The sequence below is a fragment of the Flavobacterium proteolyticum genome (assembly GCF_015223105.1).
Taxonomy (GTDB): Bacteria; Bacteroidota; Bacteroidia; order Flavobacteriales; family Flavobacteriaceae; genus Flavobacterium; species Flavobacterium proteolyticum.
In genome coordinates, this window is the sequence record NZ_JADFTZ010000002.1 from 422,191 (window position 1) to 435,099 (window position 12,909).

At 30.7% G+C, this 12,909-nt stretch carries 12 protein-coding genes; 6 read left to right on the forward strand and 6 right to left on the reverse strand.

The window, feature by feature from the left end:
- Nucleotides 1-11: 11 nt before the first annotated feature.
- From IM755_RS07395 to IM755_RS07420, 6 genes are all read left to right on the forward strand, one after another.
- On the forward strand, nt 12-2,861 hold the full coding sequence (locus tag IM755_RS07395; protein WP_228063916.1) for a sensor histidine kinase: 2,850 nt from the start codon (nt 12-14) through the stop codon (nt 2,859-2,861).
- Nucleotide 2,862: 1 nt separating this feature from the next.
- Complete coding sequence (locus IM755_RS07400) at nt 2,863-3,609, forward strand: LytR/AlgR family response regulator transcription factor (RefSeq protein WP_194095295.1); 747 nt, start codon at nt 2,863-2,865, stop codon at nt 3,607-3,609.
- 78 nt (nt 3,610-3,687) lie between these two features.
- The gene (locus tag IM755_RS07405) at nt 3,688-4,221 is read left to right on the forward strand and encodes a class I SAM-dependent methyltransferase (RefSeq protein WP_194095297.1); all 534 of its coding nucleotides are present in this window, start codon (nt 3,688-3,690) and stop codon (nt 4,219-4,221) included.
- A gap of 15 nt (nt 4,222-4,236) precedes the next feature.
- A complete protein-coding gene (locus IM755_RS07410; protein ID WP_194095300.1) occupies nt 4,237-5,085 on the forward strand; it encodes a glycosyltransferase in 849 nt (282 codons plus the stop codon).
- A 64-nt stretch (nt 5,086-5,149) separates the two neighbouring features.
- Entirely contained in the window at nt 5,150-5,896 is a 747-nt protein-coding gene (locus tag IM755_RS07415; RefSeq protein WP_194095302.1) for an MlaE family ABC transporter permease, read from the forward strand.
- Entirely contained in the window at nt 5,896-6,666 is a 771-nt protein-coding gene (locus IM755_RS07420; protein WP_194095305.1) for an ABC transporter ATP-binding protein, read from the forward strand. Before IM755_RS07415 ends, IM755_RS07420 begins: the two co-directional genes overlap by 1 nt.
- Before the next feature lie 2 nt (nt 6,667-6,668).
- Here the strand turns inward: IM755_RS07420 and IM755_RS07425 are convergent, their stop codons facing one another.
- The 6 genes from IM755_RS07425 to IM755_RS07450 form a co-directional block, all read right to left on the reverse strand.
- Nucleotides 6,669-7,724 carry a mannose-1-phosphate guanylyltransferase gene (locus IM755_RS07425; protein ID WP_194095307.1) on the reverse strand — a complete coding sequence of 352 codons (1,056 nt, stop codon included), beginning with the start codon at nt 7,722-7,724 and terminating at the stop codon, nt 6,669-6,671.
- 18 nt (nt 7,725-7,742) lie between these two features.
- A complete protein-coding gene (locus IM755_RS07430; protein WP_194095309.1) occupies nt 7,743-8,351 on the reverse strand; it encodes a SprT-like domain-containing protein in 609 nt (202 codons plus the stop codon).
- A gap of 6 nt (nt 8,352-8,357) precedes the next feature.
- Nucleotides 8,358-9,569 (reverse strand): hypothetical protein, encoded by a 1,212-nt coding sequence (locus tag IM755_RS07435; RefSeq protein ID WP_194095311.1) that lies wholly within the window; start codon nt 9,567-9,569, stop codon nt 8,358-8,360.
- 2 nt (nt 9,570-9,571) lie between these two features.
- A complete protein-coding gene (locus tag IM755_RS07440; RefSeq protein WP_194095313.1) occupies nt 9,572-10,252 on the reverse strand; it encodes an SDR family NAD(P)-dependent oxidoreductase in 681 nt (226 codons plus the stop codon).
- A gap of 184 nt (nt 10,253-10,436) precedes the next feature.
- Nucleotides 10,437-11,402 (reverse strand): Kelch repeat-containing protein, encoded by a 966-nt coding sequence (locus IM755_RS07445; protein ID WP_194095315.1) that lies wholly within the window; start codon nt 11,400-11,402, stop codon nt 10,437-10,439.
- A 4-nt stretch (nt 11,403-11,406) separates the two neighbouring features.
- Entirely contained in the window at nt 11,407-12,882 is a 1,476-nt protein-coding gene (locus tag IM755_RS07450; protein WP_194095317.1) for a T9SS type A sorting domain-containing protein, read from the reverse strand.
- Between the last annotated feature and the right edge of the window lie 27 nt (nt 12,883-12,909).

The following is a 12,909-nucleotide window of genomic DNA, read 5'->3' on the forward strand; positions in this document are numbered from 1 at the left end:
TGAACGCAATAATGCACAATCACAAGTCAATTCTACTACTACTTTTAATTGTAACCTATAATTTATCAGGACAAAATCCGTACTTCAATAAAATTGATAAGTCGACAGGATTACCAAGTAATACGATTTACGACATTACACAAGACCAAAAAGGGTTTATGTGGTTTGCAACTAATGAAGGTGTATGTAAATATGATGGAGTTTCATTTTCTAACTTAAGCACAAAAAAAGTTACTTCAAAAGCTGGTTCAAGTTTAGTTGTAGACAACAACAATACTATATACTATTGTAATTTTGATGGATATATTTACTATAATAAAAATGAAATATTAGAACCCGTCCCTCAAAATCAACCTTTAGGTTATAGTCCAATTGGAATTTTAAACAACAAAATCTTAACTACTGAAAAAAATAATATTATTGTTTATGACATTAATGATTTGAAAATCATTAAAAAATTCGCATTTAATCATAACACCTTTGTTACCTCAACAAGAGGCGATAATTGTTATTATATTCTAAGTGATTGTCTTTATAAAATTGATCAAAATTTAAAGATTGAAAAAATAAAACTTCCAGAAGAATTAAATAATATAAGTGAAGCTAAATTATTAAAATACGGAAATGGAAAACTATATTTTTTTAATAAGTACAGACAATCTTATTTCATTTTTGAAAAGGGTTCTTTCAAAAAACATTATTTACCTATTCCAGAAAACATCATACAAAATATTGCATTTGTTGATAATCAGATTTGGTTATGTACAACAAATGGAATTTTTAAATTAAATGATAAAAATGATGTTGAACATTGGTTTAAAAATCATAACATATCTTATTTTTTCAAAGACAGTTTTCAAAATTATTGGATTTCAACTTTAAATGAGGGTTTGTTTTTAATACCTAATTTAAACACCAAGCTTTATCAATTTCCAGAGACAATTTCTCAATTTGACTTCTTAGAAGACAAACTTCTTATAGGAACAGTAAATAACTCTATTTACTCTTTTGATTTAACCCTTCATAAACAACAAAAAATACATAAGGATCTCGATAATCATGAAATTTATTTATTAAAAAAAGTAAATGACTATTTTTTTGCAACTTCTTCACAATTTAGAGTTTACAACAATAAAACAAAATTAATTCTAGAAAAAAAAGTAGCTGTAAAAAATATCATCCCTATTGACCACAAATACTTTGGAGTAGCTGCAAGTGGGTTTTGTGGGATTTTATGCTTCGACACAAAACTTAAGAGCGAATGGGACACTTTTTATAATATAAGAAAAAAAGAAAAAGACGTCTTAAATGAAGCTCGAATCGAGTCGAATATCAAAGCTAAATCAATAGCTTATAACCCTGTAAACAAAACTATATACATAAGCACTAACTTAGGAGTAATAACACAAACATTTCACGAAAAAAAAACACTTTTTTACAAAAATAAACCGCTCTACATTAATCATCTAAACACATGGAAGAATTACATTTTTGGAGTTAATGCAAACGGAAGTCTCATTCAAATTGATAATCAAAACAAGATTAAAACGATTCCAATAACATCTGAAGAAATTAATAAAATCAAAATCATCAGAAATCATTTGTTTATAATTACCAAAAAAAATATTCTTCTATATAATTTATCTAATAAAACTAAAATTGAAATATTAACAAACAATCAAGAATTTGATGTAACAGACATAGGGGAATTAAATAATCAAATCCTATTTGCTACAAAAAAAGGAATGATAGCCCAAAACCTTGAGGATATAAATTTAATACATAATCAAAAATTCATATTAAACCACATAACTATAAACGATGTAGATTACTCTCAATTACCTAAAACATTGAGTTTTGATCAAAATAATATAAAATTTAATTTCTCAGTTTTAAATTTTAGCACAAGTTATTCCAATGCGATATCATATAAAATCAATAATAACAAATGGTATACCTTAGAAAACAACAGTAGAAAATTAATTTTAAACGAACTTTCTCCTGGCACTTATCAACTTGAATTCAGAGTATACAATCCCTCTATTCAAAAATACGATCTATTAAGTTACACATTTGAAATAAAACCACCATTTTGGAAAACGCCTCTTTTTTTAAGTGCGCTCTTAGCATTCATTTTTATATTATGTTATTTAGTTTTTAAAAATCATGTCAAAAAAATTAATTTAAGAAACAAGGAGAAATTAGAAAAAGTTAACTTAGAAAACGAACTAAACAAATCACGATTAACAGCTATAAAATCGCAAATGAATCCTCATTTCTTTTTTAATGCTCTAAATACAATCCAATCATATATCTTAACTAGGGATAATAAAAAAGCGTTGTATTATTTGAAGAAATTTTCAGTTTTGACACGAAATATATTAGAAACATCAGAAAAAGAATACATCTCATTAGAAGATGAAATAAAAACTCTAGAATTATATCTTGAAATTGAAAAAGCACGATTTAATGAAAATGAATTTTTCTTTAATATTGAAACCCAAATATCTACACAAAAAGAATCAATAAAAGTACCCGCCATGCTTTTACAACCTTTTATTGAAAATGCAGTTAAACATGGCTTACTTCATAAAAATGGAATAAAAAAGATTGCAATTCAATTTAATCAACACAAAGAATATTTAACTATTTCAATAGAGGACAACGGCATTGGTAGAAAAAAAAGCCAAGAATTAAACCTACTAAAAAGGGGAAATCATATCTCTTTTGCTACCGAAGCATTGATGAAGAGAATTGAAATATTAAACCTAAACCAAAATAAAAAAATTAGTATTCAGTATACCGATATAGAGGACTCATTAGAAAGCGGCACTATTGTTACTATTCAAATACCTATTTAAGATGACAGCAATTTTAATTGATGACGAACAAAGAGCTCGAGTTTCTCTTCGATATTTATTGAACGAATATTGCCCTGAAGTTGAAATTTTGGAAGAATGTGAAAATTTATCCTCAGGTGTGAAAGCTATAATAAAGAAAAAACCCAATTTAGTGTTTTTAGATATTGAAATGCCAGGACATAGTGGCTTAGAACTTTTAGATTTTTTTGATGATGAAGACATTAAATTTCAAATTATATTTACTACCGCTTATAATGAATTCGCTCTTAAAGCTTTTAAACTTTCTGCAGTAGATTATTTATTAAAACCTATAGACGAGTTATTATTACAAGATGCAGTAAAAAGAGCAAGTAAGATTATAAACACAAAACATAGCTATGAAATTTTAAAAGAAAATATCTTATCTAAATCCATAGGAAAAATTGCTATTCCTTCAGGAAGTTCCTTACTCTTCATTGAAACAAAAAATATTTTATATATAAGAGGCGACGGCTCATATACGGTTGTAGTTTTAAAAAATGGCACAAAACATACCGTAAGCAGAAACTTAAAAAACTTTGAAGAAACCATAGAAGACCAACCAGAATTAATTAGAATTCATAAATCATATATTGTCAACGTTAATGAAATTGTTTCATATACAAAATCGGAAGGCGGAAGCATTGAATTAACCAATAAAGAACATTTACCAATTACAAACGAGAAAGTTGAAAAAATAATAGATTTGATAAAAGTTGTAAAGAGATAATTCAGAAAATTGACCAATATTGATATAATAAACTGTCTTTATATTACTTTTGCTAAAACAATATTCAAAAGTTAATTAATGTACGAAAAAACATACCCGAGTAAACGATTTAATATCACTTTAGATTTTCTAAAAAAACACATTAAAACGTCTGAAACCATTTTTGATTTAGGCGTTCCAAATCCTTTTTCAAAAATTATGGTAGATAATGGTTATGCTGTTATCAATACTAAAGGAGAAGACATTGACAACGACCAATCGGCGCTTCAAACTGAGAATTACGATGTGTTTACGGGTTTTGAAATTTTCGAACATTTACTAAATCCATACACTGTTTTACAAAACGTAAAAGCGGATAAAATTTTGATTTCGATTCCTTTACGTTTGTGGTTTTCTTCTGCGTATAGAAGTAAAACCGATATGTGGGACAGACATTATCACGAATTTGAAGATTGGCAATTGGATTGGCTTTTGGAAAAAGCTGGTTTTAAAATTGTAGACCGAGTGAAATTTACACATCCAGTTAAGAAATTAGGTTTTAGACCATTGTTGAGATGGTTTACTCCGAGATATTATTTGGTTTACGCCGAAAGAGTGAAAAGTGACAAGTAAAAAGTGATAAATCAAATGAAATATTACGTTATCATTCCAGCTTACAACGAAGAAGCTTTTATGAGCTTAACTTTGCAATCGTTAGTAGAACAAACTGTTATACCAACAAAAATTGTAGTGGTAAATGATAATTCTACCGATAAAACTCCGGAAATTGTTTCTGAATTTGCTTCCAAATATCCATTTATTACCTTAGTGAATAAAAAATCGAATGCTATTCATTTACCTGGAAGTAAAGTGATTCAAGCATTCCATGAAGGAGAAAAACACATCGACGACAAGTACGATATCATTGTAAAAGTAGATGCTGATTTGATTTTTCCAAAAAACTATTTCGAAACCATCATCAAACATTTTCAATCAGACGATAAAATTGGAATGGTGGGTGGCTTTTGTTACATCGAAAAAAACGGCAATTGGATTTTAGAGAATTTAACCGATAAAGACCATATTCGTGGTGCTTTAAAGGCATACAGAAAAGAAACCTTTAAACAAATAGGCGGACTAAAACCACAAATGGGTTGGGATACCGTTGACGAATTACTTTGTAAATTTTACAATTGGAAAGTGGTAACTGATGAAAGTTTACACGTAAAACACCTAAAACCTACAGGCGCTAGCTACAATCAAGCCGCTAGATTCAAACAAGGGGAAGCGTTTTACACTCTAGGTTATGGATTTTTCATCACAGCTGTTGCTTCCTTAAAATTAGCGATGCGAAAAGGAAAACCTTTATTATTTTTAGATTACATCAAAGGTTTTTGGAAAGCCAAAAGAGAAAACAAAACCATGTTGGTTACTCCTGAGCAAGCAAAATTTGTTAGAAAATATCGTTGGAAGAAGATGAAAAAGAAGTTATTTTAATCTTTTACATAAAAATATAGTATTTTTACTGCTTACAAGAAACTGAATACAGAACACTATCAAAATGATGCTCATTCGCTACTTATCGCAAATAGGAAAATACTTCATCATGTTGAAAGAAATTTTCAACAAGCCTACTAAATGGTCGGCGATGAAACAACTAATTCTTAAAGAAATTGATGATTTAATTATCGACTCGCTTGGAATTGTTTCTTTTATATCATTTTTCGTAGGTGGCGTTGTAGCTATTCAAACCGCATTAAATTTAACCAATCCGTTAATACCAAAATATTTGATTGGATTTGCAACACGTCAATCGGTTGTATTAGAATTTGCCCCTACTTTTATTTCCATTATTATGGCGGGTAAAATGGGTTCATTCATTACATCAAGTATAGGAACCATGCGTGTAACCGAACAAATTGACGCACTAGAAGTTATGGGCGTTAACTCCCTGAATTACTTAGTTTTTCCAAAAATAATTGCTTTACTTTTATATCCATTCGTAATTGGAATGAGTATGTTTTTAGGCGTTTTTGGAGGTTGGATGGCAGCAGTTTATGGTGGTTTTACCACAAGCTTCGAGTTCACAACCGGGCTTCAAACTGAATTTATTCCGTTTCATATTGCTTATGCCTTTATAAAAACTATTGTTTTTGCTTTCATTTTAGCTACAATTCCTTCTTTTCATGGTTATTATATGAAAGGTGGCGCTTTAGAAGTAGGAAAAGCGAGTACCGTTTCATTCGTTTGGACATCAGTAGTTATCATTTTAATGAACTTTATATTAACACAACTTCTTTTAAGCTAATGATCGAAGTAAAAAATATCGTAAAAAAGTTTGGCGAACAAACCGTTTTAAAAGGAGTTTCTACTCGTTTTGAAGCAGGAATGACCAATCTAATCATTGGACAAAGTGGTTCTGGAAAAACTGTTTTCTTAAAATCGTTATTAGGAATTCACACGCCAGATAGTGGTACAATTTCTTTTGACGGCAGAATTTATTCTGAACTTTCTAATGATGAGAGACGTGAATTGAGAACCGAAATTGGAATGGTATTTCAAGGAAGTGCGCTTTTTGATAGTATGACAGTTGAGGAAAATATTGGATTCCCTTTGAAAATGTTTACGAATAAATCGGCAAAAGAAATTAAAGAACGCGTTGATTTTGTTATTGACAGAGTTCACTTAGTTAATGCGCATCAAAAACGACCATCTGAAATTTCGGGTGGAATGCAAAAGCGTGTTGCCATTGCTAGAGCAATTGTAAATAATCCGAAATATTTGTTTTGCGATGAACCAAATTCGGGATTAGACCCAAAAACGGCAATTGTAATTGATAATTTGATTCAGGAAATTACGCAAGAATACAACATTACTACAGTGATTAATACGCACGATATGAACTCGGTAATGGAAATTGGAGAAAAAATTGTTTTCTTGAAAAATGGTCTATTAGAATGGGAAGGTTCGAACAAAGAAATATTCAAAACCGATAACGAAGCCGTTACCGATTTTGTTTATTCTTCTGAATTATTCAAGCGCGTTAGAAAAATGTATTTAGAAGATGATGTAAAATAGTATTACTGAATTTTAGATACTATTTGCTTGATATCTTGCTCTTTATTCTTTGGATAAATCAACAAAACATCATCTTTATCTACAATGATGTAATCGGTTAATCCATCAATTACGACTAGTTTTTTACCTTCTGTTCTGATGATGTTATTCGTTGCATTTTCTAGATAAACAGAAGCATTCACTACGGCATTTTCTTGTTCGTCTTTTGGTAATTTATCGTATAACGAACCCCAAGTTCCCAAATCATTCCAATCGAAAGTAGCGGGTAACACATAAACATTTTGCGCTTTCTCTAAGATAGCATAATCTACTGAAATGTTTTGCGCTAGCGGATAATTATCTCTTATAAAAGCTTCTTCTTTTGGTGTATTTAAAGCTTCATAACCGTTCATGAAATGATCATACATCACAGGTTGAAACTCTTCATACGCTTTTAAAACCGTTTTCGCACTCCACACAAAAATTCCTGCATTCCAAAGGAAATTTCGGCTTTGTATAAACTTTCTTGCAGTTGCATAATCTGGTTTTTCTCTGAATTGTTTTACTTTTTTAATAGGTCTAGAATCCAATTTATCGAATTCAATGTAGCCATAACCTGTGTTGGCAAATGTGGGTAAAATACCTAATGTCATTAAGTTTTCATCACGCTCACAAAAATCAAAAGCATACTGAAGATTAGAACAAAACTGCAACTCATCCTCAATCCAATGATCAGAGGGCGCCACCACCATGACAGCATCTGGATTTTGTTTTTTAATTTTTAAAGAAGCATATAAAATACAAGGTGCTGTATTTCTCATTGCAGGTTCTAAAACAATTTGTTCTTGTTGAATCATAGGCAATTGTTCCAAAACGATATCATTGTAAACCTCGTTTGTTAGTATCAATATATTCTCTTTAGGAATAATTTGAGACAAACGAGTAAAGGTTTTTTGAATTAAAGTTTCACCTGTTCCTAACATATCATGAAATTGTTTAGGGAACTCGGTAGTACTGACTGGCCAAAAACGAGATCCAACTCCTCCAGCCATTATAATTGCGTAATAATTTTTGTTCATTTTGTATATTTTTTGTTGCTAGAACTTATTTGGCAACAATTCGACTTCAGCATTAGGTTGAAACAAATACAAACGTCCAGAACTTATTTCTAAACATTCGTATCGCTTTACTCGTAATGCAATTTTCTTAAAAATTTTTCCATTGTGAATTCTAAAATGACTTCCCATAGGAATTTCAAAGATATAATTTTTATCGGTTTCTTTTTGGTCAAATTGTTTTAATGCAATGGCTAATTTTGTATCAGTATCACTACTCGCTTTTGGATTTCTAAAATGTTTCGCAAGCAACGGCAACAATTGATTTGGAAATATTTCAGGTCGAATAAACGGCACCATCATGCGTTGAAAAGTAAGTTTCCATTCGTCGCCATGCGGTTTTATGTTTCTGCCATATTTTTCAAAAGCTACCAAATGAGCAATTTCGTGAATTAGTGTAATTAAGAATCGGTATTTATTCAAACTTGAATTTACGGTAATCAAATGATAACCTTGCGCATCTTTTCGATAATCACCATGACGTGTTTGGCGTTCGTTCACGATTTTTAGATGCACATGATTCGCTTTGATTAATTCAAAACAAGGATGAACTGCGTGTTCAGGTAAGTATTTTTTTAATACGTCGCTCATTATTATTTACCAATACACAATTTTTCTCTTCCAAACATATAACTTTTCACCATTAATATATTTTACTTGTTCAATCCAATTATTTTTTTCATCAAAAACATATTCAAATTTACAAGTTATTGTGACAATATCTCCAAAAGTATCTGTTTCTTTTAACTCGATAAGATTATTTTTATCATATTTATAACTCAATTTTCTCTGAATAATGAGATTATTTTTGGGGAATTTTATACTATTTATTTTTATGTCTTTCTTATCAAATAAAATATCAGATTTATCCTTTATAAATTTTCTATTTATATAAATCTCTTCTGTTTTTCTACCTCTATTATCATATCTATATTCAATTAAACTAGTGAGAGTATCGTGTGCAGTGGTTACAATTGAATACTCAAGCAATCCTTTATTTGAATAGTAATATTTTGTTTTACTACCTAACTCAACTTGATTTTCATCTTTAGGTTTATTTTTATAAAGCCATGTTTCTTGAAGATTACCTTTTTCATCATAAAAATATTCTTCTTTTATTTTATCTCTTTTTACATTTCCTAAAAAAACCGAACTAGACCCATCATTATGAGATTCATAAACCCAGTAATCTTGGCTAATTTTCTTCTTTTTCCTTCCAAATTCATCATAGACAAATTTTAAGCCTCCAACATGCCCTTCATAATTAAAATTATTCGCTTCAATTAAATTTTTACTCTCTTTGTCATAAACATAGTAATCATATCTATACACCTCCGGAGTGTCTGAATAATATACCAATTCAGAAATTAAATTACCATCATATCTATTATAACTATAATTTGTTACTTTAAAATAATCCGAATCAAAAATTTCTTTAACTTGAATTAGTTTGTCTTTTTCGTTGTATTTGTAATTATATGATCTTACTGTATCACCATTTTTATAAAACCAATATTCAATAGTTGCTTTCCCTTTTTCATTAAATTCTTTATAGTAATTCAGATAATGTACGAAAGAAGAATGGTACCAATTATTGTAAAATCTCGATTTAGTATAAACATTACTTGAAAATCCTGAATGACCATAATCTCCATCAACACTAAAGAGTCTATAATTTTGTCTGTCTTTGTCTAAGAAGGTTAATTCCTCTCTAACCGATTTTACATTACCATAAAGAGTATCTTTCAATTGAGAAAATGAAAAATTTATCCAAAAAATGAAAAATAAAAATGAAATAATGCTTTTCATATTTAAGGCGTTGAAGATGAAACTTGCAATACTTTTCCGTTGTAATATTTGTTTCCGGTTAAGGCGAAATTAAAGATATAATCTGCCATTTCTTTTGCTGAAAGTGGCGCTTCGTAACCTGGAAAAGCTTCTTGTAACATTTCGGTATTTACTGCCCCAAGTGCTAAAACATTGAAAGCAATTCCTTGTTCTTTGTATTCTTCCGCTAATAATTCTGACAAGGTAATTACCGCTCCTTTGCTTGATGAATAAGCAGCTAAACCTGCGAATTTCATACTTCCTTGAATTCCACCCATTGAACTTATAGTTACCACATGACTTCCTTTTTCCATGAATGGAATACAGATTTTTGTCAATTCAGCAACAGCAAAAACATTGACTTTATATATGTTTTGGAATTCTTCTGAAGTAATTTGTGTGAATGGTTTATGCAACAAACTTCCTGCATTATGAATTAAAACATCAACTTTTTTCCAAGTTCTATTAATAAAATTTTCCACTTGAAGCAATTCTTCTGGATTTGAAATATCAATAGACAAACACGTAATATTTGGATTTTCGATTAACTCTTTTGGTGTTTTTCGAGAAATTGCTAAAACTTGATGTCCGGAATTTGCAAATTGCAATGCTAACTCGTAACCAATTCCGCGAGACGTTCCTGTGATGATGATGTTTTTACTCACAACTTTATTTTTTTGTAAAAATAGGAATAAAAAAAATCCCGAAGAAATTTCGGGATTTAGATTAACAAACTAAATTATACAATAGCAATAATAACCAAACCTATTAGAATATATAACAACAAAAGCAATAACTCTAATCTGTATTTATCTATGGATGAAAAAAGTTGTTTCATGACAAATCGTTTTAGTTGGATTTCCACATACTAGAAACATTTAAAGAACTTCCATCTGAACCCCCATACACAAAGATATCACCATCAAATAAAGTTGCTTGATGATAACAACTAGCTGTAAAAGGATTTGAAACCTCAACTTCTGACCAATTTTTACCATCTGTTGATTTCATAATAGTATTGTAATAGAAATTGGCATCGCGACCACCTAGAATATAAAATTCATTATTTTTCACAACTAATTGATGCCCGTAAACTGGATTAAAACCCGTAATTACTTCTTGTGTCCAGTTTATTCCATCAGTAGAAGATTGAATATCTCCGTAAGTATTTCCGTCACCGTTACCTCCGCAAATCCACATTCTATTGTTGTAAACAAATGCTTTATGATGACCGCGTTTTTCAAAAGAAGTTAAATCTTCTTCTTCTGTCCATGAAATACCATCTGTACTCGACCAAACATCGTTGTGAAAATTCGTGTTATTTCCGCTTACACCTCCAATTAACCACAATTTACTATTGTAAACCACAACATCAAACGCATAACGATTACCAAAAGCAACGTTTGTAGTTTCTTCAACCCAGTTTACACCATCAGTAGATGAAAATACATCACTTCGCCCAGAGCCATCGTAACCTGCAATAATCCAAAGTTTACTATTAAAAACAATACATTTATGATAAGATCTAGCTGGAATTGCATCGCCAGTTGTGGTTACTGAATTCCAAACAATTCCATCAACACTATTTAAAACTGTATTTGTAATGACATTAGAATCATTTGTACCTCCAATAATCCATAATTTATTATTAAATTCAATCATTTGATGTCCTCTCAATCCTAATGGCAACGCACCCGTAGTTACCACTTGAGTAAAACTCATATTATTTGAAGCTTGATTATCATCGTCATTACTACACGAACTAATAGTTAATGTTACAGCAACCAATAAAATCGATTTTAAAAACTTTTTCATATTACTAATTTTTAATTACTTTTTTGATTCCTTTTCCTTCTTCTGAATGAATCATCACTAAATAAATCCCAGCAGATAAATCATTAATATTATAATATTCTTGACTTTCAAATGTTTTGATAACTTGTCCTTGAAGATTTAATATTTCTACCTTTTCAATTGAAATATCAGTTTTTAATTGGAACTGATTAGTCATTGGATTAGGATAAACCGAGAATTTATTATTTAATTGAAAATCATTAGTTGAAAGTGCTGCTGTATAATCATATAATTGAACATATCCATATGCTGGATTTGTTGGAATACCTACAGCAGCTGTATTTCCGTCGTTTGACAAAGCAACAGCATAACCTAATTGCTCTCCATTTTGACCATTTCCTGTAATTGCTGTTCCAACAGTATTCCATGCTGTTCCATTCCATTTATAATATCTTGCCCAACCTCTATTTGTATTTGTTGCTGATGTGTCATAACCTGGCGCACCAATAAAAATAGCATCACCCGCTCCGTTAATCGCAACCGCATTACCAAGATACATATCTACTTGGCTACCAAAAATAGTACTTCCTAATTGCGACCATGCCGAACCATTATAATTATAAACACGAACCTGACCACAGTTTGTAGTAGCTCCATTATCTGCTAAAGATGCTCCAACAACAACTCTAGTTCCTGTATTTGAAATCGCCACTGAAGATCCAAAGTTATCATTGGCAAGCGCACCTGATGTTATTTGAATTTCAGATCCCATTAGCACCCAACTTGTACCGTTCCAACTATATACTTTCACATGTCCCGTATTTTGTGCAAAACCATCATATTTTTTTGCACCCACTGCCAATTTTGTTCCATCAGGAGATAAGGATAACGCAGCTCCAAACTCATCACCTGCAGCAGCTCCATTTATATCAGCTCCTCTTTGAGTCCACGTAGTTCCATTCCAAGAATATACTCTTACATGACCTGCATCTGCGCCTGCACCATCATTTAAATGTGCGCCAATCGCAACAACCGAACCATCTTCTGAAAGTGACACTCGTACACCTGAATTGTCTCCAGCAGCTTCCCCATTTATATCTGTACCCATTTGAGCCCAGTTTGTCCCATTAAAATTATACACCCTTACGTGTCCAGAATCTGCACCATTACCATCATTAGTATTACCCCCAACAGCCAATCTATTTCCGTTTCCAGACAAAGCTACTTTTCCAAAATTATCTCCACTTGCTTCTCCACTAATAGCTGTACCTTTTAAAGTCCAAACATTACTTACTTTTTCATGTACATGCGCATAACCATTAACAGTTGTACCTGTATTATAAGGTGCTCCAGCAGCAACACGCGAACCATTTGAACTTAATGATACAGTAAACCCTAAAACATTATCAGAACTACCTGTAATATTTGATCCAATCTGTGTTTGAGCATTTAAATTTTGAATTAAAAAAAAGCCAAACGAGTAAAGTAAAATTCTTTTCATAATTGTTTGATTTTGAATTATTATGAA